This window comes from Nocardioides sp. Root682 (assembly GCF_001427795.1).
In the GTDB taxonomy this organism is placed as follows: domain Bacteria; phylum Actinomycetota; class Actinomycetes; order Propionibacteriales; family Nocardioidaceae; genus Nocardioides.
Genome location: NZ_LMHJ01000003.1, coordinates 973,167 through 996,303 on the forward strand (window position 1 = coordinate 973,167; position 23,137 = coordinate 996,303).

Sequence of the window (23,137 nt, forward strand, 5' to 3'; positions counted from 1 at the left end):
GCCATGACGACCGCGGAACGGGCGCTTCGCCTGGCGGGCCAGAACCCCGGGAGTCCGGTGCCCTGTCCGATCTGTGTCGCCGGGGTCAAGGGCGCGAACCTCGAACGGCACCTCGCCAAGGTGCACGGCGACAGCCGCTGCGCCGACGAGGCCCGATGGCGAGGGCCGGAGCGCGTCGGTTCGCGCTGGTTGCTGGGCCTGGCCGTGGTCGTCGCGGCAGGCGCCGCCGGGTTCACCGCGACCTCGGGAAAGCGGGACGACCGGGTCATCCTCGGGTCGATCGGCCTGCTGGCAGTGGCCATGATCGCCTGGGGCGCGGTGGGTTGGGGGGCTCGCCTGTTCCCGGGCCAGCTGCGCGTCGACGGGCGTGGCGCCGTGCTCCGGCACTCCTACGGACTCGGCCGTCGTCGGCTCCGCTCCGTGGAGGAGGTCGTCCTGGGCAGCGCCTGGGAGGGCCGCCCGTCCGGCATCTCCGGGAACGACGACAGCTACGAGAGTGTCGACGTCCGGGTCGGTGCGTACCTCCAGCTGTGTGCCGGCCGGCGCCGGATCACGGTCCACTGCCGCAACGCGGGCGTGGTGCGCACGACCTGGACCGGCTGGCAGCAGGGCAGGAAGCGCAAGCGCCTCGACATCACGCTCGACGCGGCCGAGTTCGTCGCGCTGCAGCTCGCGCTCTGGGAGCTCGGCGTCCTCGCTCCTCGCGTGGCCGGTGGGGGAGACGGGGGTCCCCAGTGACCTCCACCCTGATCGTCGACGGCGCCAACGTCGTGGGCGCCCGCCCCGACGGTTGGTGGAAGGACCGCGCCGGCGCGGCCCTGCGGCTGCACGACCAGCTGCTCGTCGCCGACATCGAGTACGACGTCGTCGTACTCGTGCTCGAAGGGCAGGCCAAGGGCGGCGTGCGTGCGGGCCGTGACGCCCACGTCCGGACCGTCCACGCCCCCAAGGACGGCGACACCACGATCGTCGAGGAAGCCCGCAAGGCAGTCGAGAAGGCCGCCGTGAAGGGTGGCCGGGTCGTGGTGGTGACCGCCGACCGTGCTCTCGACGCCCGCGTCCACGGTGCTGGCGCGACCACGCTCTCGCCCACCTGGCTCCTCTCCCACCTCTGACTGTCACGTTGGTAGCGTCGGTTGCGTGAGCGCACTGAGGTTCTCCGGACCGGTCCTGCCCGACGGCGACGCGCGGGAGGTCTACGTCGTCGACGGCCTGATCACCTACGAGCGGCCGGCGGGGGCGGACACGGTCGGCGAGGGCTGGATCGTGCCCGGACTGGTCGACGCCCACAACCACCTCGGGCTCGAGGACGGCGGGGCGGTCTCCGACGAGGCCATCGAGGAGCAGGCCCTGGCCGACCGGGCCAACGGCGTCCTCCTGCTCCGCGACTGTGGTTCCCCGGCGGACACGCGCTGGGTGCACGAGCGGGAGGACCTGCCGCGGCTGATCCGCTGCGGGCGCCACGTCGCGCGCACCCGCCGCTACATCCAGAACTACGGCCAGGAGGTCGAGCCCGACGGCCTTCCCGCCGCGCTGGGTGAGCAGGCGCAGGCCGGCGACGGCTGGGTGAAGCTGGTCGGTGACTGGATCTCGCGTGACGCCGGCGACCTGGTGCCGTCGTTCCCCGACGACGCCGTCGCCGCCGCCATCGGCGTCGCGCACGCCCACGGGGCGAAGGTGACGGCCCACTGCTTCGGCGAGGAGGTGGTGTCGCCGCTCCTCGACGCCGGCATCGACTGCATCGAGCACGGGACCGGCCTCACCGAGGAACACATCGCCCGGATGGTCACGGGCGGTGTCGCCCTGGTGCCGACGGTGCTGCAGACCGACAAGTTCCCCGGCTTCGCCGACGCCGGCCGCAGCAAGTTCCCGGCGTACGCCGACACCATGGAGCGACTCCACGCCGCGCGGCGCGACGTCCTCATGAAGGCGTACGACGCCGGGGTGGCCCTCTACGTCGGCAGCGACGGTGGTGGGTCGACCCGTCACGGAGTCCTCCACGAGGAGATCCGGGCGATGGCCGAGATGGGCCTCCCGAACGAGTACGTGCTCGGCGCCGCGTCGTGGCGCGGTCGTGCCTGGCTCGGCTGGAACCCCGGACTCGACGAGGGCGACCCTGCCGACTTCGTGGTCTACCCGCGCAACCCGGTCGAGGACCTGTCGGTGCTGGCGGAGCCGTCGTACGTGGTGCTGCGCGGTCGCGTCGTCAGGTGACCCCTTCGGGCAGTGATCCGATCGGGATGTATCAGGGCGGCAGGTAGGTGCTCCGAGAGGTGAGTGACACAAGTCACCCTCACCCTCGGAGGAGATCACCATGCCCAGCTTTCCCGACAACCTCGCGCACCCGTCCGGTGTGCATCTCGAGCTGAACCCCGACCGCGTGCTGCTCGCTCCGCGGTCCACGCCCGTGGCCGGAGCCCGGGGCGACGTACTCGCCTCGCTCGGGCTCGTGCCCGAAGGCGCCCAGCGCACGGACGACGGTCCGGTGGCGGATGCCGCATCCGGCCGTGAGGCGGACAAGCAGCCGGTGAACGCGGGTCAGGACTTCGTGTTCGCCCGCACCGCGGACGGTTCGGCCGTCGACACCGACGCCCTCGACGCCGCGACCAGCGGTGGTTCGGTCGCCTGGTCCTCGCCGGTCTACACCGCCGACTTCGGGGCCGGCGCCGAGGAGCTCTCGCCGGCCGCCGACGCCGTCGTCCTCCTGGACGCCGACGTGGCGAGCCCTGAGGACCTGGCCGCCGTCGAGGCCCTCGGGCTCCAGCGCGACGAGGTCCGGTCCTCCCTCCTCGGCGAGCTCGACTACTTCACCGTCGTCGACCCGGCGGCGACGCCGGCCTACGACCTGCCGGAGCAGATCAATGCCGCGCTCGGCCGTGAGGTGGAGGTCCGGCTCGAGTGGGTGCCGCTGCGCGTCCCGGTCGCCCACACCCCCAACGACCCGATGTACGTCGACCAGTGGGGCCTGCGCCAGATCGGGGCCGGTGGCCCGGGGACCACGGGCTGGGACCTGACCATGGGCTCGGCCTCGGTCACGGTCGCCATCCTCGACGAGGGTGTCGAGCTCGGGCACCCCGACCTGGCCGGCGCCTTCCTGCACAACGGGATCAACCTCGGCACCATGTCGGGCACCGGCGCCCCGACGGGCAACCACGGCACGCCCTGCGCGGGCATCGTCGCCGCGCGGACCGGCAACGGGATCGGCGTGGCCGGTCTCGCCGGTGGCTGCCGGCTCCTGCCGATCGCCTTCGACCGCTGGACCGACACCGAGGTCGCGGCCGGCCTCCGCTACGCCCGGCTCCAGGGCGCCCAGGTCGTGTCGATGAGCTTCGGGTGGAACGCCTGGAGCCACGCGGTGATCGATCCGGCCATCCAGGAGGCGCACAACGCCGGGATGATCATGTGCGTCGCGACGCACAACCAGAACACCCTGAACGGGATCACCTACCCGGCGACCAACCCGCTGGTCATCGCGGTCGGTGCCAGCGATCAGGCCGACAACCGGAAGTCCCCGAGCAGCCCCGACGGTGAGGGCTGGGGATCCAACTACGGCCCGCAGATGTCCGTGGTCGCACCCGGGGTCCGGATCCCGAGCACCGACCGCCTCGGCAGCAACGGCTACACCGGCACCGCCTACACCGGCACCTTCAACGGCACCTCCGCGGCGACCCCGCACGTCGCTGCGCTGGCTGCGCTGATCCGCTCGCGGAACTCGTCGCTGAGCAACGTGGCGGTCCGCAACATCATCGAGAAGACCGCGGCCAAGGTGGGCACGGTGGCGTACGCCAACGTCTCGGGTCACCCGAACGGCACCTGGAACAACCAGATGGGCTACGGCCGGATCGACGTGCACGCCGCCCTGCTGGCCGCCCGCAAGGTGGTCAAGCGGCGCTACTTCGAGAACGACGTCGTCAAGCACCTGCGCGACAACATCCTGGAGAAGCGGGTCAAGGAGATCCACGAGATCGACGACGTGAAGATCGCCGGCCGCGAGATCGACGACATCTTCGACCCGGGCGAGCTGGTCGTGAACCCCGGGGTCCTCGAGGAGGTCGACGGCATCAAGGAGGTCATCAAGCGCCTCGACCGGATCGAGGAGCGGATGGGCAGCATCGGCAGCCCGTTCGTCAACGCCGAGGACCGGCCTGACGTGTCCACCGAGGTGGTCGAGGCAGCAGTCGCCGGGTCCGCCAACGGCAACGGACCGTCGTGATCCTGGTCCTTGCCTCCCAGCAGGACCCCGGCGCGGCAGCGCTGGTCGCGGGGTGGGCAGGCGCACGCCTGCTCACCCCGGCGGACCTGTCGCTGCCGGGCTGGGCGCTGGCTGCCGGCCCGTCCTCCGGGACGGGCGCGGTGGCCGCGCGCGGCGTGGCCGACGGGGCGCCGTTCGCGACCGACCAGGTGCAGCTCCTGGTCAGCCTGCTCGGGGGAGTGGATGCAGCCCAGCTCGGGTGGATCACCGAGGAGCACCGGGAGTACGTCGCCTCGGAGATGACGGCCTTCCTGGGCCACTGGCTCACGACCCTCGGGTCGAGGTGCCTGGTCGCGCCGTCGTACGCGAGCCTGGCGGGACCGTGCCCACCCACCGCGACCTGGGCCGCCGCCGCGGGACTCCCGCTGGCCACCGACCGCGACGTCGACCGCGACGTCGGCACCCCGCGCGCGCTGATGACCGTGGTCGCCGACCGGGTCTTCAGGGTCGGCGGATCGGACTCCTGCGAGATCGATGACGCGCTGGCCCGACGGCTGTGCGCCATGGCCGCGTCGTACGACGTCCCCCTGCTCTCGGCCGTCGTCGTCCGCGGCGCCGGTACGTCGCTGCCGCGGCTGCAGGCCGTCCTCCCGGCTCCCGTGGTGCGCACCGCCGAGGTGCGGTCGGCCGTGCGGGGCCTGGTCGAGGACGTGCTCCTCGAGGAGGTGGCGTCGTGATCGTGCTGCACGGGCTGCACTCCGACGCACCCCTCGAGAACGTCCGCCAGGTGCTCGCCGATCGCGGCGTCCCGTACCTGTTCCTGGACCAGACCTCGTGCGAACGGATCGCGGTCGAACCCCTCGGCGACCGGCTCGCCCTCGTCGTGGGCGACCTCGAGGTTCCCGTCGCCAACCTGCGCGGCGTCTACCTGCGTCCCTACGACCTCGCCGACGCGGTCGACGCCGCCGAGCACGCCCGCCTCAGCCGGCTGACCTTCGGTCTGCGCGAGTGGGCGGAGGCGCTGCCCGCACGGGTCCGGGTCGTCAACCGGCCCTCTGCCGGACTCAGCAACCACTCGAAGCCGCGCCAGGCGACCGTGATCGAGCAGGCGGGCTTCGCCGTGCCCGAGGCCCTGCTCACCACGGATCCCGAGGCCGCCGCGGCCTTCGTCGCGGAGCACGGCAAGGTCATCGTGAAGTCGATCAGTGGCACCCGCAGCATCGTCCGGGTCGTCGGACCCGATGACGACCTCGGAGCCGTGCGCTGGTGCCCCACGCAGTTCCAGCGGTTCATACCGGGCGTGGAGTACCGCGTCCACGTCGTCGGTGAGCGCCTGTTCGTCCACCGGGTCCGGTCGCACGCGGTCGACTACCGCTACGGCGGATTCACTCTCGACCCCACGGAGCTGCCGGAGCCGGTCGCCCAGCGGTGTCGGGCCCTCGCGGCCGCCCTCGGCCTGGCCCTCGCCGGCATCGACCTGCGCTTCGGGAGCGACGGCCGCTGGTACTGCTGGGAGGCGAACACGTCACCGGCGTACACCAGCTTCGACGGCCCCGACCACGAGATCGCGTCCGCGCTGGCGGACCACCTGGCAGCCGATTCGTGAAGGCCGCCGGTCATCTGGCAGACTTGGTGGCTGAGTTCTGCATCGTCCGGTCCCTCTCAACCGGTGGCGCGGAACCCATCCGAGTCCGGGCCCCGGTGTCCCCACCTGGTAGCCCGCGCCTCACCCACCACACATCGTCAAGGAGACACCACAAACGTGGCCGTCAAGATTCGTTTGAAGCGCCTGGGCAAGGTCCGGGTTCCGCAGTACCGCATCGTCATCGTCGACTCGCGCAAGAAGCGCGACGGCGCCGTGATCGAGGAGATCGGCAAGTACCACCCCAAGGAGGACCCGTCGTACATCGACGTCGTCTCCGACCGGGCGCAGTACTGGCTGGGTGTCGGCGCGCAGCCGACCGAGGCCGTCGAGGTCCTGCTCAAGATCACCGGTGACTGGCAGAAGTTCAAGGGCATCGACGGCGTTGAGGGCACCCTCAAGGTCAAGGAGCCCAAGCGCGCCAAGCTCGACATCTTCAACGAGGCCCTGAAGGAGGTCGCCAGCGAGCCCAAGGCCGCTGCCACGACCGCCAAGAAGAAGGCCGCGAAGAAGGACGACGCTCCGGCTGCCGAGGCGAAGGTCGAGGAGAAGGTCGAGGAGGCCGCCGCCGAGGCGCCCGCCGAGACCCCTGCCGAGGAGGCTCCGGCCGCCGAGGCCGAGGCCAAGACCGACGAGGCCTGAGCAGATGCTCGCCGACGCGCTGGAGCACCTCGTCCGCGGAGTGGTCGAACACCCCGATGACGTCGTCGTGCGCGACAAGCAGCTGCGCCGGGGTTCGGTGCTCGAGGTCCGGGTCCACCCCGACGACCTCGGCAAGGTGATCGGTCGGAGCGGTCGCACCGCCACCGCCTTCCGCACGGTCATCTCCGCGATCTCCGGCAACAGCGGCACCCGGGTCGACTTCGTCGACACCGACCGCCGCTGACGCTCGCACCACATCGCTCGAACGGGCGTCTCCCTCACGGGAGGCGCCCGTTCGGCGTTCTGTTGAATGGGCCGAGCGGGTCTTCGGCACTTGGAGCGGGCAGCAAGCTGCCATCGAGTGCCTCCCGCCCCGCTGCCGGCCTGATTTCCACGTGCCGGGTCGGTGGCCCGTAGCCTGCACCCGTGGACAGCATTGACGTCGTCGTCGGCCGGATCGGCAAACCCCACGGCATCCGTGGTGAGGTGACGGTCGACGTACGGACCGACGAGCCGGAGCGGCGGTACGTCGACGGCGCGGTCCTCGACGTCGAGGCACCCAAGGGCTCGGCCTTCGCTGCCCGCCGGCTCACGGTGTCGCGCACGCGCTGGCACCAGGGCGTGCTGCTGGTGACCTTCGCCGAGCTCGCGGACCGCAACGCAGCCGAAGCCGCCCGCGGATCGGTGCTCCGGGCGAGCGTGTCGGCCGACGAGGTCCCGGAGGACCCCGAGGAGTTCTACGACCGCCAGCTGATCGGACTCGTCGCGGTCAATCTCGAAGGCGACGAGATCGGGACGGTGTCGTCGGTCGTCCACGGCGCCCAGGACCTGCTCCAGATCCGCACACCCGACGGCCGCAACACGCTCGTGCCGTTCGTGTCGGCGCTGGTGCCGGAGGTGGACCTCGCTGCCGGCCGTGTCGTGATCGCGGACCGCCCCGGCCTGGTCACTCCGTTCCCCGACGACGTCGACGACCCGGAGGAAGCGGAGAAGCAGTCGTGAGGCTCGACTACCTCACGATCTTCCCGGACTTCTTCGCCCCGCTCGACCTCTCCCTGCCCGGCAAGGCGGCCGACAAGGGGCTCGTCGAGTTCCACGTCCACGACCTCCGCAGCCACACCCATGACAAGCACCACCGGGTCGACGACACCCCGTACGGCGGTGGCGCCGGCATGGTGATGAAGCCGGAGCCGTGGGGCGAGGCGTTCGACGCCCTGGAGATCCAGGACGACACCTGCATCGTCTTCACCACGCCCTCGGGGGAGCGCTTCGACCAGCGCCTCGCCGAGGAGCTCGCCAGCCGCCCGCGCATCGTGTTCGCCTGCGGCCGCTACGAAGGCATCGACCAGCGGGTCATCGACCACGCCCGCGAACGCGCCGAGGTCCGCGAGATCAGCCTCGGTGACTACGTCCTCAACGGAGGAGAGGTCGCGGCGCTCGCGATCACCGAGGCCGTCGTACGGTTGCTGCCCGGGTTCATGGGCAACGCCCAGTCCCTGGTCGAGGAGTCCCACGCCGAGGGCGGCCTCCTGGAGTACCCCGTCTACACCAAACCGCCCGCGTGGCGTGGCCGTGAGGTCCCGGCGATCCTTCGCTCAGGCGACCACGGCAAGGTCGCGGCCTGGCGCCACGAGCAGTCCGTACGCCGGACCGCGGAGCGCCGTCCCGACCTGCTCCACCCCGCGGTCCTCGACGACGGCACGCCGATCGTCCGGGCGACGCCCGGGGACGCGGCCGAGCTGCTCACCCTGCAGCGCGCCTGCTGGGTCCAGGAGGCACTCGCCAACGACTCCCTCGACATCCCGGCCCTGCACGAGTCGTACGACGACGTGCGGGCGTGGCTGGGCGAGTGGGACACCTGGGTGGTGCGTCGGGCCGGGCGACTCGTGGGGGCTGTCCGCGGGCGCCTGGAGGGACCTGACGGCCCGAAGGGCATGGCCTGGGACATCGGCCGGATCATGGTCGCCCCCGACCAGCAGGGCAGTGGCCTCGGGCGGGTGCTGCTGGACCACATCCAGGCCGTCGCGCCAGCGCGCGTGACGTCGTACGTCCTCTTCACGGGGGCGGGCAGCACGCGCAACCAGCGGATGTACAAGAAGGCGGGCTTCCGGCTGCGCCCGGACCTCGACGCACCTCCCGGTGCCGTCGTCCTCACCAAACGGCGTGCGTGAGCCTGCGTTCACGGCAATGACACACGCCTGACGAACCTGTAACAAACCGGAAACGCGAGCCGGGTCTCTGCGAAACGACTGCTCGTCAGGATCGGCCTCAGACGCGGCCCACCAACGAGGGTGGCCTCAGTGGGTCGCAATGCTGGCCCGTATCTCTCCCGAGGAGTTTGTTCCATGAGCCTTCCTGTCCTGTGGCTGCTGATCACAGCAGCCCTCGTCCTCTTCATGACGCCGGGCCTGGCGTTCTTCTACGGCGGCCTGGTGAAGTCGAAGAGCGTCATCTCGATGATGATGCTGAGCTTCGGTTCCATCGGCCTCGTGGCCGTGCTGTGGATCCTGTTCGGCTTCAACCAGGCCTTCGTCGACGGCTCGAGTGCCGACTGGATCCCCGAGATCCTCGGTAACCCGTTCTCCGACTTCGGTCTGCAGGACGCCTCGACGGCCGCCTTCGGTGGGGACGCCGGCTCGGGCGCCATCCTCGCCGGCGCGATCTTCGGCGCCACGTTCGCGATCATCACCGTCGCGCTGATCTCCGGCTCCATCGCCGACCGCGCCCGCTTCTGGCCCTGGATGCTCTTCGTCGGCCTCTTCGCCACGCTGGTCTACTTCCCCGTCGCCTCGTGGGTCTTCGCCTTCACGGTTGACGCCGACGGCGTCGCGACCTTCACCGGCTGGGTGGGTCAGCTCGGAACGCACCTCGGCTACGACACCAGCACGATCGACTTCGCGGGTGGTACGGCCGTTCACATCAACGCTGGTGCTGCTGCCCTGGCCCTCGCGCTCGTCCTCGGCAAGCGCAAGGTCGGCTTCTCCAAGGAAGAGGCACAGCCGCACAACGTGCCGCTGGTCCTCATCGGTACCGCGATCCTGTGGTTCGGCTGGTTCGGCTTCAACGGTGGCGCGGCCACCTCGGACGGTCAGGTCGGCCTGATCTTCGTCAACACGCTGGTTGCCCCCGCCGCCGCGCTGGTCGGCTGGATCGTCGTGGAGCACTTCAAGGAGGGCAAGGCGACCGCTGTGGGCGCCGCCTCGGGCATCGTGGCCGGTCTGGTCGCGATCACCCCGTCCTGCGCCAACCTGACCCCGATCTGGGCCATCGTGCTCGGTCTCGTCGCCGGTGCCGTCTGCGCCTTCGCCATCGAGCTCAAGTACAAGATCGGCGTCGACGACAGCCTGGACGTCGTGGGCATCCACCTCGTCGCCGGCTTCATCGGCACCCTGTACCTGGGCTTCTTCGCCATCGACACCGGCCTGTTCGTCGGTGGCAACATCGAGCAGCTCGTCGTCCAGGCGATCCCGGCGTTCGCCATCGCGGCCTACTCGTTCACGATGGCCTTCGTCATCGGCACCCTGATCGAGAAGACGATCGGGTTCCGTGCGAAGGAAGAGGACGAGGTCGCCGGTATCGACCTGGCCCTGCACGGCGAGGGCTACGCCATCAACTGATGGGCACCTGATCAACCTGCTCCACGGCGCAGGCCCGTCCCGGTTCGTCCGGGGCGGGCCTGTGGTCGTTCCCGGTCAGGCTGGGGCGTCGCGCATCCGGCGGCTCGACGCCTGGATCCGGACGCTCAGGTCGTTGACCTCGTCCAGCACTCCCTTGGCGAGCCACACCGGCGCCTGGCGTGAGCGCGCCGTCCGCGTCAGCACCTGCGCGTCCACGAGGGTGTCGATCGTCGTACGAGCGGTCTCCTCCGACGCGTCGATGCGCTCGGACACGAGCGGCACGTTGACGATCGGCTCCTCGGTGAGCAGGTCGAGCAGGCGGTGGACCGGTGTGCCCGGCTTCGGCCGTGCCAGTGCCTCGTGCCACTCGCCGCGGACCGACTGGACGTTCTTCGCGGTCGTCCACGACTCCGCGGTCGCGATCCGGACCGCGGTGGCGAGCATGGCGACCAGGGTCTGCGCGTAGCCGTCGCGGTAGTCGTTGAGGGCGCCGAAGTACCGCTCGCGGTGCGAGACCAGGGCCGAGGCGATCGGCACGGTCAGGTGCCGGGTCGCTCGCCGGCGCCGCAGCACGGCGTGGATCAGTGCCCGGCCGATGCGGCCGTTGCCGTCCACGAAGGGATGGATCGATTCGAACTGGGCGTGCACGATCGCGGCCTGCACGAGGGGCGGTACGTCGTCCCGGTCCGCGAACGCGAACAGGTCCTCGAGGTGGCCGGACACCGTCTCCGGCGGCGGCGGCACGTGCAGCGCGCCTGTGGGGGAGTAGTCGCTGCCACCCACCCAGTTCTGGCGGGTGCGGAACTTCCCCGCCCGCTCGGCCTCGTCGGGATGGCGACGGAACAGGTCGTGGTGCGCCTTGAGGATCGCCTCGGGCCGGATCCTCCGCGTCGTGTCGGCGTCGTGGATCATCCGGGAGAGTGCCGCGGTGGCCGACGCCATCGACACCGCCGAGGCGTTGGCGCCGACCCCCAGCAACGCCCGCCCGTAGTCGGCCAGGCTCGCGTCGACGTTCTCGATCTTCGAGGAGTCGACGGCTTCGGTGCGCAGCTGGAGGTGGTTCAGCGCCTTGAGGGTGCGGCCGTGGACGAGGTCGAGGTGGCCGAGGTCGCCGGCGCTGGCCATCACCATCGCCGTGAGGGGACGCTCCATCGCGTAGTCCAGGTCGGCGATGTACGGCGGCAGGGAGACCGTCACCTCTCGCAGCTTGCGCTCGGCGCGCGGCCCTCGAGGGACGCTCTGCCGCCAGGGACGGGTCTCCTCCGTGTGGGGTGCCCAGTCGCGGCGGGACGGAGCGTCGGTCATGGGCGTCATTCTTGCGGCTCGTGCGGATTTAGACGCTCACGCCCCGCTGTGGGAGGATCGTGGGTCGGTGCAACGAGCGCTTCTGCCACAGGGGAATCGCCGCTCGCGCACCAGCTCGATGTCCCATTCCAATGTTCCGCGGCTGACCTGTGTGCATTCGCGAGGAGAATCATGACCAACCCCAGCCCCGCCCTCGTCACCGACCTGGGCAACGCCCTCAAGCGTGACGACATCCCCGCCTTCCGCGCCGGTGACACCGTCAAGGTCCACGTGAAGGTCATCGAGGGCAGCCGCTCGCGTGTCCAGATCTTCCAGGGCGTCGTCATCCGTATCCACGGTGGCGGCATCGGCGAGACCTTCACGGTCCGCAAGGTCTCCTTCGGCGTCGGTGTCGAGCGGACGTTCCCGCTCCACTCGCCGATCTTCGAGACCATCGAGATCGTGACCCGCGGTGACGTGCGTCGCGCGAAGCTCTACTACCTGCGCAACCTCAAGGGCAAGGCCGCCAAGATCAAGGAGCGCCGGGAAATCTGAGTTCGCGCTCAGTTCCACCGCTTTCCACGAGGGCTCGACCGCACAAGGTCGGGCCTTCGTGCATTTCACGTGCAGGGCGTGCCTAGACTCGACCATCGTGACCACCGACCAGCCGGACGACATCGCCGACGCGCCTGATGCAGGCGCCACGGCCGCCGACGAGTCCCCACGGCGCAAGGCAACCGGTAAGGCAAAGGCCAAGAAGGACGACCGCAAGCACCTCCCGGTGTGGCAGGAGAGCATCCTGCTGCTGGCGGTGGCCCTCGGCCTCGCCGTGCTGATCAAGGCGCTGTTCGTGCAGGCGTTCTACATCCCCTCGGAGTCGATGGAGCCGGGCCTGGTCAAGAACGACCGGATCCTGGTCCAGAAGGTCTCCTACTGGTTCGGCAGGCACCCCCAGCGCGGCGACGTCGTGGTCTTCGAGGACCCGGGCGAGTGGCTCGGCCCCACCGACAACGTCGGCCCGACCGGAATGGCCAACGCGCTGTCCAAGATCGGCCTGTACCCCACCGGCGGTCACCTGGTGAAGCGTGTCATCGGCACGGCCGGCGACGTCGTGGTGTGCTGCGACGAGCAGGGCCGGATCTCGGTCAACGGGCAGGTCCTCGACGAGTCCAGCTACCTGGGCCCTGACCCGGGCGCCTGCAATGCCGTCGTCGACGAATGGATCACCAAGTCGAAGACCGCCCTCGGCAGCCCGTGCGGGTGGACCATCGGTCCGATCCCGGACGGGAAGCTGCTGGTGCTCGGCGACAACCGCGGCCACTCCGCGGACTCGCGGGCCCACCTGTGCGGGCCCGACGAGGACCCGTGCACGCAGAGTCCCTGGGTGGACACCGACCTGGTCGTCGGCAAGGTCTTCACCCTGATCTGGCCGCGGGACAGGTGGACCTGGATCAGCCGTCCCGAGGTCTTCAAGGACGTTCCCGACGACCCGCCGGCCGACGTCCGCGAGCGAGCCGAAGAGCTCGCCAGCCCCTGAGCGAGGCCGCAGATGTCGAGGCTTCCCACCGGGGCGACGGTACGACGCGACGCGGGTCTCTACGGCTACGAGCGGGCTCTTCGACGCCACGGGCTCGAGCCCATCGCCGGAGTCGACGAAGCGGGCCGCGGAGCCTGCGCGGGTCCGCTCGTCGCTGGGGCCGCGATCCTGCCTGCGGGCAAGGCCGGGGTGATCCCCGGGCTGGCGGACTCCAAGTTGTTGACCGCAGCAGCGCGGGAGCGTTGCTACGACGAGGTCGTGAAGCGCGCCCTGGCCTGGTCGGTCGTGGTCATCTCCCACGACGAGTGCGACCGGCTGGGCATGCACGTGGCCAACGTCGAGGCGTTGCGCAGGGCGGTGGCGAAGCTGGCCCTGCCGCCGTCGTACGTCCTGACCGACGGGTTCCCCGTCGACGGGCTCGGTGCGCCCGGCCTCGCGGTGTGGAAGGGCGATCGGGTGGCGGCGTGCGTGGCGGCCGCGTCCGTGCTGGCGAAGGTCACCCGCGACCGGCTGATGGTCGAGCTCGACGAGCAGTGGCCGTCGTACGACTTCCGGACCCACAAGGGCTACATCACCGCGACGCACACTGCTGCGCTCGAGGAACACGGTCCCTCACCGGTGCACCGGATGCGGTTCGTGAACGTACGGCGCGCGGCGGGACTCGAGCCCTTCCCCGAGTCACTGCCGGATCTTGAACCATCCGACGGCTAGGGTTGCTCCCGTGAGTGCCGAGGAGCTCGAGAAGTACGAAACCGAGCAGGAGCTGAACCTCTACCGGGAGTACCGGGACGTCGTCGGCATCTTCAAGTACGTCGTCGAGACCGATCGCAGGTTCTACCTGTGCAACACGGTCGACGTGAAGGCGCGGTCCGAAGGGGGCGACGTCTTCTTCGAGGTGACCATCGCCGACGCCTGGGTGTGGGACATGTACCGCCCGGCGCGTTTCGCCAAGAACGTCAAGGTGCTCACCTTCAAGGACGTCAACGTGGAAGAGCTGGCCACCTCCGACATCGAGCTCCCGAAGATCCCGAAGCCGTAGGGACCTTTGTCCTGACTTCGGCTCCGGCACTGGAATCAGGGCCGGAAGCGGCCGAACCTCCTTGTGAGGGTGGTATGACGCTGCCCTCGTTGCACCAGGTTGCGGGGGAGGCACCATGGGACTGTGGCGTGGTCGCCGACGCGACCAGCGTGGCTCCACGCTCCTGTTCGCCACCCTGTTCCTCGCGGTCCTGATGACGAGCGGTGCCTTCGTCGTGGACCTCGGCATGCAGCGTGTCGCTCGCGCGGACGCGCAGGCCGTCGCCGACATCGTCGCCCTGGACCTCGCCCGCCAGCTGGACGGCCGTACCGTCGCGCAGCTCACGCCGGTGTTCGACGCGGCGAGCACGGCGAGCCTGGCCCGCAATGCGGGCGTCATCGGTCCCGAAGCGCCCGAGCTCGACTACCAGCTCGGAACCATGGGTTCCGACGGCTTCGTGCCCATGGCCGCGGGCGTGCCCACCGCAGTCCGGGTCATCACCCGTGCCGAGGTGCCGTTCGCCTTCGCAGGCATCACCGGCCGGAACAGCGGCAGCTCGACACGATCGGCAGCCGCCGAGAGCTCATCCACCGCCTGCTTCCGGCTGGGGACGTTCGTCGCCGCGATCCGGTCGGGCGACTCGACCGTCCTCGACCCGCTCAACGAGCTGCTGGGCGTGAACCTCGACCTCGTCAGCTACCGCGGCCTGGCCGATGCCGACCTCCGCCTGTCCCAGCTGACGGCGAACCCGACCATCGGTAGTCCTGAGGCGCTCCTGCAGGGCTCGATCCAGTACGGCGACCTGCTCAGGGTCATGGCCGACGCGTTGGCAAAGGAGGGCAACGGGACCAACACCGTGGCCATCGAGGCCCTCGACAAGCTGATCAAGTCCCAGACCACCACGACCGTGGGTGCGATCAGCCTTGCGAACGTCCTCCACGTGGCGCCGACCGACAAGGCCGCCCTCGAGGTCGGCCTGAGTGTGCTCGACCTCGTCGGCTCGGCCCGGCTGTCGGACGGGCAGTACTTCCTCGGTGTCCCCAACATCCAGGGCGGCGTCCCCGGCGTCGGTTGGCAGTACACCGGTGCGATCTACCTCGTGTCCGCTGCCGAGCTCGCCTGCGGTGCGCCGAACTCGCTCGCTGCGACAGCGGACACCGCCCAGCTCGACGGGACGGTCGGCATCGAGTTCACCAACCTGCCCAGCATCAGCCCGCCCGGTCTGGGCACCTTGCAGACCCCCAAGGGGGCCGGCTTCCTCGAGCTCGAGGCCGGCAGCGGCACCGGCGCGCTGATCGCGCCCCCGCCCGTGCACTGTGGCGTCAACACGGCCGGCGACCCGTCGACGTTCGCCGTCCGCGTGGCGAGCGCCCTGGCGTCGTACAAGCTGAACGCCAACGTCACTGTCAAGGCCGACGTCCAGCTGACGAACCTCGTCAGTCTCGGGCTCACGTCGGTGATCACCAACCTGCTCGGCAACATCCTGCTGCTCGGGAGCAAGCTCTCGCTGGAGGTCGACGTGACCCTCAGCGTCGGCATGCAGCTCTCCGCGTCGACGTCGACCGTCGGGCTGTCGATACCGCCCAACGACGTCACACCCGTGACCACGGGCAGCTCGATGAGCCTGAGCATGGCGACCCTGACGCCCACGGTCACGTCAGTGAAGATCGGCGGCAAGGCGGCCAACCTGGCTTCGGTCACCGCGGTGACGAACCTGATCGCGAACGAGCTGGTGACGGTCGGGCACGGCTTCGTCGAGAAGACCCTGACCCCGCTGGTCAGCAACATCAACACCATGTTCATCGGACCGGTCGCCCGGATGATCGGGCTGCGGCTCGGCGGGGCCGACGTCTTCGCAGTCGGTGCCACGTGCGGGCGGCCGAAACTGGTCGGCTGAGCGTTCCGAAGACGGCTAGTCAGAACGAACTACGCCACCTGCTTCGACCGGGCAGAATGACCCGGGATCGGTTCCGTCGTTGTACAGAAGACGATTAGTGTGTGCCCAACGCCACTCGGGGGGCGTCATGGGAGCGATGGCGGGGAGGCCGGCCGATGAGGCGTTGTGTGCTCAGGGGGTGCGCCCGTGCGCGCCGTGACGTGCGGGGGGCAGCAGCGGTCGAGTTCGCCCTGATCCTCCCGGTCCTGATGATCCTCGTGTTCGGGATCATCAACTACGGCGACATGCTGAGCGTGCGGCAGTCGGTGAGCCAGGCGGCCTCGGAAGGTGCTCGTGCCGCTGCGGTGAATCCCGGCGACAATGCCGCCAAGATGACTGCTGCTCGCAAGGCCGTCGACGCCGCGCTCGCTGCCCAGAAGCAGAAGTGCAGCGCCACGGGCTGCACGGTCACCATCGCCCCGTGCGTGGGTGAGCTCACCAAGAACTGTGTGACCGTCGTCGTCGAGATCGACTACGACGCGATCATCGCCGGATTCGGCCTCGTCCTTCCGGATGACCTGTCCTACACCGCCGTCGCAAGGGTGAGCTGAGGTGAAGGCCCGCCGGCTCGACCAGCGCGGAGTCACTGCAGTCCTCATGGCGTTCCTGGTGAGCGCCGTACTCGTCGTGTCCGCCGCGTTCGCTGTCGACCTCGGCCAGCAGCGGGTCGTGCGACGTGACATGCAGGCCGTCGCCGACGTCGTCGCGCTCGACCTCGTGCGTCTGTTGAACGGCAGCAAGGCCTCGGCCTACGACAAGTCCGCCTTCGACACGGCCAAGAACAACAGCGTTGCCCGCAACAACGACGCGCTCGGGGGCGCGTTGTCGAGTGGCGACGTGACCTGGGACTTCGTCAAGCTCGTGGGCAGCAACTGGGTGGTCATCCCCAAGACGGCGGATGTGGTCCCTGCAGCGGTCAAGGTGTCGGCCACCTCCGACACCTCGTTCGCGTTCGGCGGCGTCACCGGTGTCGCCCGGGGCGGTTCGACCCGGACCGCCGTGGCGCAGTCCGAGGAGTCCGCCTGCTTCAGGATTGGAAGTTTCGTCGCCTCACTGGACTCGTCGCAGAGTGCGCTGCTCAACCCGCTCCTCAACGGCCTCCTGGGCAGCAACCTCAACCTCAATGCCGTGGCGTACCAGGGTCTGGCCGCTGCGAACGTGTCGCTCCTCGATCTCGTCGAGCTCGGTGGACTGGGTGTGGGTACCGTCGATGAGCTGTTGGCGCTCGACAACGTCGAGGTCGCCGACCTGTTCATTGCGGCTGCGAGCGTTCTGGACGATCAGGGCAAGCTCGCCCAGGCAAACATTCTCAGGGCGATCGTCGTCCACCCAAACACCCCGAACATCGCCATTGGAGACCTGGTCACGGCGGCCCCTGGCAGCACCGCTGCGCTGGGTGCGACCATCAACGTGCTGGACCTGATCACGGGTGCTGCGCTCTTGGCGAACGACGACCACTTCGTCGAGATCCCGAACCTCGGTGTCACCATTCCCGGTGCCGTCATCACGACGACAAAGCTCCACATCATCGAGTCGCCTCGCGAGAAGTGCGGTGGCGTCGGCACCACGAACGAGACCTCGCAGATCACCCTTGCGGTCACTGCGACGGTGCCGGGGCGGACGGTGCACATCCCGATCCTCGGCATTGCGGACGTGAGCGTTGTCCTCGACCCGGTGACGGTGACCCTCAACCTCGATGTCGGAAAGGCCATCGCCAAGCTGATGGCCGTGACGTGCAACGTGAACGGGCCCGACTCGATCCGGGTCGACCTCTCGTCCTCGGTCGTCGGCGGCGTGAACGTGACGTCGACGCTCGGTGCGCACGCTGTGATCACGGTTCCGTTGCTCGGCAGCGGAGGCCTGCTGGGTCAGGTCCTCAGCCTCCTCGGGTTGGGCAGCCTGCTCAATCCGCCGAAGCTCACGCTCGACACGGGCGTCACCGTCGTGGCGTCGTCGCCCTCGTCGTCGACCTACGACAAGACCGTCACGGTACCGCTGCCGGGCGGTTACACGACTCCCGTGGGGGGCGGGACCGGGCCCATCCTCGGACCGCTGAACGCGAACACCTCGGGCACGACCAAGCTGACGCTGACGACGTTCGGGCTGCTGGGCAACCCGACCACGATCACGGTGGACCCGGGCGCCGCGTTGTTCAGCACCATCCTCAACCCCGTGCTCTCGGCAGCCAGCAGTTCTCTCAGCACGATTGTGAACTCGTTGCAGTCAAGCCTGATCAATCCACTGGCCAAGCTGCTCGGACTGCAGCTGGGCGGTGCCGACGTGTTCGCTGTGCCGACCCCGACCTGCAGCGGCCCCAAGCTGGTCGGTTGATCCCAGCAGCCTCTCCGGTCACTGAACTGGCCACGAGCTGACGACGACCCTGTGGATGACTCCGGTCATCCACAGGGTTGTGTCGTCGTACTGCCGCGTAGTCGGGGTGTGCGTCGACGCTGTCCTGCATGACAACCACGGCACAGGCGAAGCAGGCGCTCGGCGCGTACGGCGAGGGGGTGGCCGCGCGTCATCTGGGCGGCCTCGGCATGGCGGTCCTCGAGCGCAACTGGCGCTGCAGCGAGGGCGAGGTCGACATCGTGCTCCGCGACGGCGCGACGCTGGTGGTGTGCGAGGTGAAGACCCGCACCAGCCTGGTCGCCGGCACGCCTCACGAGGCGATCACGGACGCCAAGCTGGCTCGCCTGAAGCGGCTGGGGGAGCGCTGGGCCGAGGAGCGGGGCATCCGTCCTGCCGGCATTCGGGTCGACCTCGTCGCGGTCATGCGCCCGCGGCGCGGGCCGGCGCAGGTCGAGCACGTCGCAGGACTGTGCTGATGCCGTTCGCGACAGCGCACTGCGTCGCCCTCAACGGCGCGCTCGGCCACCTGATCGACGTCCAGGCCGACGTCTCGCCGGGCCAGGCCAATGTCATGGTCGTCGGTCGCGCCGGAGCGGCGCTCCGCGAGGGCCTGGACCGCGTGCGGATGGCCATCGTCAACAGCGACCTGGAGTGGCCGGCCTCCAAACGCACCACCATCCTGCTCTCGCCGGCAGACCTCCCGAAGTCCGGCACCCAGTTCGACCTGGCGATGGCGCTCACCGTGCTGGCAGCGGACGGCCAGGTCGAGCACCGCGACATCGCCGGCACGGCGTTCATCGGCGAGCTGACCCTGGCCGGCGGGTTGCGCCCGGCCATCGGCGTGCTGCCGATGACGCTCGCTGCGGCGGCCCGGGGCGTGCGGCGGGTCTACGTCCCGGAGCCCCAGTGCGAGGAGGCGTCGATGGTTCCCGACATCGAGGTGTTCGGCGTGCGCTCGCTGGCCCAGGTGGTCGCGTCGGTGCGCGGCGAGCTGGTCCCGGATGCGCCGCCCGTCGCCGAGGCGTCCGGCTCACGGCTGCTCACCTGGCGTGGTGACGAACGGCTCGACGAGCTCGATCTCGCCGACCTGCGCGGGATGCGGGACGAGAAGTACGCCGCCGAGGTGGCCGCTGCCGGTGGACACGCGCTCCTGCTGTCCGGCGCCAAGGGGTGCGGGAAGACCAGCATCGCCGAACGGATCCCGACGATCCTTCCGGACCTGACCCCTGAGGAGTCGTTGGAGCTGACCGCCCTCCACTCGCTGGCAGGAGTCCTGGAGCCGGGGCAGGGCATGGTGGTGCGGCCGCCGTTCGCGGCGCCGCACCACGACGCGAGCAAGGCGAGCGTCATCGGGGGCGGTCTCGGCAGAGTGCACCCGGGCGAGATCAGCCGGGCTCATTGCGGCGTCCTGTTCCTCGACGAGTTCCCGTTGTTCAGGTCCGACGTGATCGACGCCCTGCGCCAGCCGCTGGAGAGCGGTGACATCACGATCGCCCGCCGCGACGAGTCCGTCACGCTTCCGGCCGGCGGGATGCTCGTCCTCGCCAGCAATCCGTGCCCCTGTGGCAACTGGGCAGCCAAGGCGCGGGTGAACCGGTGCACCTGTGCGCCACCGGTTCGGCGGACCTATGAGACCCGCCTCTCCGGGCCCATCGCCGACCGGATCGACATCGTCCGCCAGGTGCAGCAGGCCACCGCATCGAGCCATGACCCGTTCATCCCGGTCGAGACCTCGGCCGACGTGAGGGTCAGGGTGACCGCTGCCCGCCAGCGCCAACAGCGGCGTTTCGCGGACTCCAGCTGGCGGTTGAACAGCCAGATTCCGAGTCCGCGGTTGAAGGACACGTGGCCGGTGGCCGAGAAGGCACAACAGATGCTCGACCAGGAGACCTACCGCGGCCGGCTCAGCGCGCGAGGAGCTGTCCGTGTGCTGCGCGTGGCGTGGACGGTCGCCGACCTCACCTCGGTGCGCACGGGGCGCGACGTCGTTCCCGGCATCCTCGAGGTCGAGACGGCCCTGCGACTGCGCCGGGGCGAGGCCCTGGACCTGCGTGCGGTTCAAGGCGGCCACGACCACTTCGACCTGTCGGAGCAGGCCGGATGAACACAGACCCCGAACGTCTCGCCCGCGCCACGATCAGCCTGGTCGCCGAGCCGGGTGACCTCCGCTGCCTGGGCCTGACCCGCGAGCTCGGAGGCGTGCAGTTCCTGCAGGCGTTGCAGGAACATCCCGACCTCGGTCCCGTGCTCGCCGCCGTGGCTGCCCGACTGGCCGACGTACGCCCCGAGCGCGAGCTGGAGCGTGCGGAGCGGCTCGGCGTCCGTTTCGTCATTCCCGGCGACGCGGAGTGGCCGGTCCAGTTGGACGATCTCGCCCACCTCGCTCCGCTGAACGAACGGGGTGAGGTGCCCGTGGGTCTGTGGGTCAAGGGTCCGCTTCGCCTCGATCAGCTCGATCGGTCGGTCGCAGTCGTGGGGGCGCGGGCGTCGACCACCTACGGCGACCAGGTCGCCAGCGACATGGCCGCTGTCGTCGGGGGTGCCGGCCGACCGGTGGTGTCCGGGGCGGCCTTCGGTATCGACTATGCCGCCCACCGCGGTGCCCTCAGCGCCGGTGCGCCGACGGTGGCCGTCCTCGCCTGCGGGCCCGACCGTGCCTATCCCGCCGCCCACCGCGAGCTGCTGGCGCACCTGGCCCAGCACCATGCCGTGGTCTCGGAGTCCCCACCCGGCGCCTCGCCGTTCCGGATCCGGTTCCTGGCCCGCAACCGGCTCATCGCGGCGCTCTCGCGCGGCACGGTCGTGGTCGAGGCCGCCGTACGCAGTGGTGCGCTCAACACGACCAACTGGGCCGAGCGGCTCAACCGGGTGGTCATGGGCACACCCGGACCGCTGACGAGCGTGGCGTCCGAAGGTGTGCACCAGCTGATCCGCAGCGGAGCAGCGACCCTGGTGTCGGGTGGCGAGGAGGTCCTCGAGCTGCTCGGCGCAGCCGGTGAAGACCTCGTCGTGGAGCCACGCGGTCCGGAGCGAGAGCGGGACCGGCTCGCGATCCGGGCGCAGCAGGTCCTCGACGCCGTGCCGGTGGTGACGCCCGCACCGGCGGAGTCGATCGCACTGGTGGCCGGCCTCGGTGTGACCAGCGTCCGCGAGATGCTCGACGACCTGGCCAACGAGGGGTACGTCGAACAGCTCCCCGTCGGTTGGCGCCTGGCCGAGCGTGCCCACTGCTGACGCGCGTGGCGCATCCGGAGGGGGACAGCGGCGACCTACGATCGATCGGTGACCGTGACCGCCGACAGCCGCGACGCACTGCCCGAGGGCTTCGCGCGGGTCCTCGGTGACTACGAACGCCATCTCGTGTCCGAACGGGACCTCGCTGCGCACACGGTGACGGCGTACCTCGGCGACCTCGTGGGACTGCTGGACCACGCGTCCCGGCTCGGTCTGGCCGACGTCGCCGACCTCGACCTGCGGACCCTGCGCAGCTGGCTCGCCAAGCAGCAGACCATGGGCCTGTCCCGTACGACGCTCGCCCGCCGCGCCACCGCAGCCCGGGTCTTCACCGGCTGGCTCGCGCGGACAGGCCGCGCGCCCACCGATGCGGGCTCGGCACTCGGCTCGCCCAAGCCCCACCGCACCCTGCCCTCGGTGCTGCGCGTCGACGAGGCGAGTGAGCTCATAGCTGCCGCCGCTGCGCTGGCCGACGACGGCAGCCCGGTGGGTGTGCGGGACGTCGCGATGCTCGAGCTGCTGTATGCCACGGGCATGCGGGTGGGGGAGCTGTGCGGTCTCGACGTCGACGACGTCGACCGCGACCGGAACGTCGTTCGGGTCTTCGGCAAGGGGCGCAAGGAGCGGACCGTTCCGTTCGGCCATCCGGCAGCTGCCGCCATCGACCGGTGGATCGCGAGCGCGCGACCCGCTCTCGCCCGACCGGGGTCCGGTGCGGCCCTGTTCCTGGGCGCCCGCGGAGGGAGGATCGACCAGCGCGCCGTCAGGACGCTGGTCCATCGACGCCTCGCCGAAGTCCCGGGAGCCCCCGACCTCGGGCCCCACGGCCTGCGCCACACGGCTGCCACCCACCTGCTCGAGGGAGGTGCGGATCTCCGCTCGGTCCAGGAGGTCCTCGGGCACGCGTCGCTCGCGACCACGCAGCGCTACACCCACGTCACCACCGACCGACTGAGAAGGGCCTATCAACAAGCCCACCCACGGGCCTGAACGGGAGGTCGCGCCACAGGGGCAGCAGGCGAACCGGACCGCCGCCCACGAGGCGAAGCGGATCGAGATAGGTCTCACCCCGGAGCCAGCCCCAGTGCAGGCAGGCCCGCGGGAAGCAGTGCGACCCGACGGCCTCCAGGTGGCCGAGGACGCCGCCGGCGGCGACCACGTCGCCGATCGAGACCGCCGCCGTCACCGGTTCGTACGTCGTCCGGGTGTCGCCGTGGCTGACGACGACCACCCCGCGGCCCGCGATCCGCCCGGCGAACGAGACCCGTCCGGCGAGCGCCGCGCGGACTGGTTGCCCGACCCGGCCGCCGAGGTCGACGCCCCGGTGCCCGGAACCCCATGGATCAGCCGGTGGATCGAAGCGCGCCACCACCTCCGGGGTGGGGTCCAGCGGCCACACCCCGACCGGATCGTCGTCCGCCCGGGCGGACCCGGGACTGCCCATGAGGGCAACGAGGGTCGCCAGGACGAGCACCTGGACGCGGACTGAGAAGCGCAGGGAAGGGCTGGGCATGCGGCTCAGGCTGCCCCCGGAACCCGGCAGGGGGCACTTTGGGGCCACGAGCCTGTGAACAATCTGCTGCCCTTTTTGTCGTTGTGTCTGACAGAGGGACAAATTTCCGATATGCAGGGACTCGAGGGTTTTCCCTGTATCGGGGCAGACACCCTCTTCTCAATACTTCT

At 70.1% G+C, this 23,137-nt stretch carries 24 protein-coding genes and 1 pseudogene; 23 read left to right on the forward strand and 2 right to left on the reverse strand.

Annotated features, from left to right (window positions below; translation table 11 throughout):
* Window positions 1-3: 3 nt before the first annotated feature.
* The 12 genes and pseudogenes from ASD84_RS19960 (at window position 4) to ASD84_RS20010 (ending at window position 10,093) form a co-directional block, all read left to right on the forward strand.
* Window positions 4-738 (forward strand): hypothetical protein, encoded by a 735-nt coding sequence (locus ASD84_RS19960; protein WP_056714263.1) that lies wholly within the window; start codon window positions 4-6, stop codon window positions 736-738.
* Window positions 735-1,115 carry an NYN domain-containing protein gene (locus tag ASD84_RS19965; protein WP_056714266.1) on the forward strand — a complete coding sequence of 127 codons (381 nt, stop codon included), beginning with the start codon at window positions 735-737 and terminating at the stop codon, window positions 1,113-1,115. Before ASD84_RS19960 ends, ASD84_RS19965 begins: the two co-directional genes overlap by 4 nt.
* Before the next feature lie 25 nt (window positions 1,116-1,140).
* Window positions 1,141-2,214: an amidohydrolase family protein gene (locus ASD84_RS19970; RefSeq protein WP_056714270.1), complete on the forward strand. Its 1,074-nt coding sequence runs from the start codon at window positions 1,141-1,143 to the stop codon at window positions 2,212-2,214.
* A 100-nt stretch (window positions 2,215-2,314) separates the two neighbouring features.
* Window positions 2,315-4,213 (forward strand): S8 family serine peptidase, encoded by a 1,899-nt coding sequence (locus tag ASD84_RS19975; protein ID WP_056714273.1) that lies wholly within the window; start codon window positions 2,315-2,317, stop codon window positions 4,211-4,213.
* Window positions 4,210-4,929: a hypothetical protein gene (locus tag ASD84_RS19980; protein WP_056714279.1), complete on the forward strand. Its 720-nt coding sequence runs from the start codon at window positions 4,210-4,212 to the stop codon at window positions 4,927-4,929. Before ASD84_RS19975 ends, ASD84_RS19980 begins: the two co-directional genes overlap by 4 nt.
* Window positions 4,926-5,798: an ATP-grasp domain-containing protein gene (locus ASD84_RS19985; RefSeq protein WP_056714280.1), complete on the forward strand. Its 873-nt coding sequence runs from the start codon at window positions 4,926-4,928 to the stop codon at window positions 5,796-5,798. The genes ASD84_RS19980 and ASD84_RS19985 overlap by 4 nt, the downstream gene beginning before the upstream one ends.
* Window positions 5,799-5,954: 156 nt before the next feature.
* Entirely contained in the window at window positions 5,955-6,476 is a 522-nt protein-coding gene (gene rpsP, locus ASD84_RS19990) for a 30S ribosomal protein S16 (RefSeq protein WP_056714284.1), read from the forward strand.
* 4 nt (window positions 6,477-6,480) lie between these two features.
* The gene (locus ASD84_RS19995; protein WP_056714287.1) at window positions 6,481-6,720 is read left to right on the forward strand and encodes an RNA-binding protein; all 240 of its coding nucleotides are present in this window, start codon (window positions 6,481-6,483) and stop codon (window positions 6,718-6,720) included.
* Between the two features lie 182 nt (window positions 6,721-6,902).
* A complete protein-coding gene (rimM, locus tag ASD84_RS20000) occupies window positions 6,903-7,478 on the forward strand; it encodes a ribosome maturation factor RimM (protein WP_200954680.1) in 576 nt (191 codons plus the stop codon).
* Window positions 7,475-8,149 (forward strand): annotated as a pseudogene (trmD, locus tag ASD84_RS25865) (tRNA (guanosine(37)-N1)-methyltransferase TrmD); the annotation flags it as partial. The gene rimM and the pseudogene trmD, both read left to right, overlap by 4 nt.
* A 135-nt stretch (window positions 8,150-8,284) precedes the next feature.
* Window positions 8,285-8,647, forward strand: a complete 363-nt coding sequence (locus ASD84_RS25870) for a GNAT family N-acetyltransferase (protein ID WP_414858606.1) — start codon at window positions 8,285-8,287, stop codon at window positions 8,645-8,647.
* Window positions 8,648-8,821: 174 nt separating this feature from the next.
* On the forward strand, window positions 8,822-10,093 hold the full coding sequence (locus ASD84_RS20010; RefSeq protein ID WP_056714293.1) for an ammonium transporter: 1,272 nt from the start codon (window positions 8,822-8,824) through the stop codon (window positions 10,091-10,093).
* A gap of 75 nt (window positions 10,094-10,168) precedes the next feature.
* On the opposite strand, the gene ASD84_RS20015 is transcribed toward ASD84_RS20010, so the two are convergent.
* Window positions 10,169-11,398: a Fic family protein gene (locus ASD84_RS20015; protein WP_056714298.1), complete on the reverse strand. Its 1,230-nt coding sequence runs from the start codon at window positions 11,396-11,398 to the stop codon at window positions 10,169-10,171.
* A 171-nt stretch (window positions 11,399-11,569) separates the two neighbouring features.
* Between ASD84_RS20015 and rplS the strand changes: the two genes are divergently transcribed.
* The 11 genes from rplS (at window position 11,570) to ASD84_RS20070 (ending at window position 22,444) form a co-directional block, all read left to right on the forward strand.
* A complete protein-coding gene (gene rplS / locus ASD84_RS20020) occupies window positions 11,570-11,932 on the forward strand; it encodes a 50S ribosomal protein L19 (RefSeq protein WP_056714301.1) in 363 nt (120 codons plus the stop codon).
* Between the two features lie 97 nt (window positions 11,933-12,029).
* Entirely contained in the window at window positions 12,030-12,914 is an 885-nt protein-coding gene (gene lepB, locus ASD84_RS20025; protein ID WP_082574081.1) for a signal peptidase I, read from the forward strand.
* 12 nt (window positions 12,915-12,926) lie between these two features.
* The gene (locus ASD84_RS20030) at window positions 12,927-13,625 is read left to right on the forward strand and encodes a ribonuclease HII (protein ID WP_056714304.1); all 699 of its coding nucleotides are present in this window, start codon (window positions 12,927-12,929) and stop codon (window positions 13,623-13,625) included.
* A 10-nt stretch (window positions 13,626-13,635) separates the two neighbouring features.
* On the forward strand, window positions 13,636-13,953 hold the full coding sequence (locus tag ASD84_RS20035) for a DUF2469 domain-containing protein (RefSeq protein WP_056714307.1): 318 nt from the start codon (window positions 13,636-13,638) through the stop codon (window positions 13,951-13,953).
* A gap of 115 nt (window positions 13,954-14,068) precedes the next feature.
* Complete coding sequence (locus ASD84_RS20040; protein WP_056714310.1) at window positions 14,069-15,829, forward strand: pilus assembly protein TadG-related protein; 1,761 nt, start codon at window positions 14,069-14,071, stop codon at window positions 15,827-15,829.
* A gap of 167 nt (window positions 15,830-15,996) precedes the next feature.
* Window positions 15,997-16,419 (forward strand): TadE/TadG family type IV pilus assembly protein, encoded by a 423-nt coding sequence (locus ASD84_RS20045; protein ID WP_162251565.1) that lies wholly within the window; start codon window positions 15,997-15,999, stop codon window positions 16,417-16,419.
* A gap of 1 nt (window position 16,420) precedes the next feature.
* On the forward strand, window positions 16,421-18,199 hold the full coding sequence (locus ASD84_RS20050) for a hypothetical protein (protein WP_056714315.1): 1,779 nt from the start codon (window positions 16,421-16,423) through the stop codon (window positions 18,197-18,199).
* 128 nt (window positions 18,200-18,327) lie between these two features.
* Entirely contained in the window at window positions 18,328-18,696 is a 369-nt protein-coding gene (locus tag ASD84_RS20055; protein WP_056714318.1) for a YraN family protein, read from the forward strand.
* Window positions 18,696-20,324: a YifB family Mg chelatase-like AAA ATPase gene (locus tag ASD84_RS20060; protein WP_056714321.1), complete on the forward strand. Its 1,629-nt coding sequence runs from the start codon at window positions 18,696-18,698 to the stop codon at window positions 20,322-20,324. The genes ASD84_RS20055 and ASD84_RS20060 overlap by 1 nt, the downstream gene beginning before the upstream one ends.
* The gene (gene dprA / locus ASD84_RS20065; protein ID WP_056714324.1) at window positions 20,321-21,454 is read left to right on the forward strand and encodes a DNA-processing protein DprA; all 1,134 of its coding nucleotides are present in this window, start codon (window positions 20,321-20,323) and stop codon (window positions 21,452-21,454) included. Before ASD84_RS20060 ends, dprA begins: the two co-directional genes overlap by 4 nt.
* Before the next feature lie 48 nt (window positions 21,455-21,502).
* Window positions 21,503-22,444: a tyrosine recombinase XerC gene (locus ASD84_RS20070; RefSeq protein WP_235531216.1), complete on the forward strand. Its 942-nt coding sequence runs from the start codon at window positions 21,503-21,505 to the stop codon at window positions 22,442-22,444.
* Here ASD84_RS20070 and ASD84_RS24870 read toward each other — a convergent pair.
* On the reverse strand, window positions 22,392-22,967 hold the full coding sequence (locus tag ASD84_RS24870; RefSeq protein WP_082574077.1) for a M23 family metallopeptidase: 576 nt from the start codon (window positions 22,965-22,967) through the stop codon (window positions 22,392-22,394). The two genes, ASD84_RS20070 and ASD84_RS24870, sit on opposite strands and share 53 nt — an antisense overlap.
* Between the last annotated feature and the right edge of the window lie 170 nt (window positions 22,968-23,137).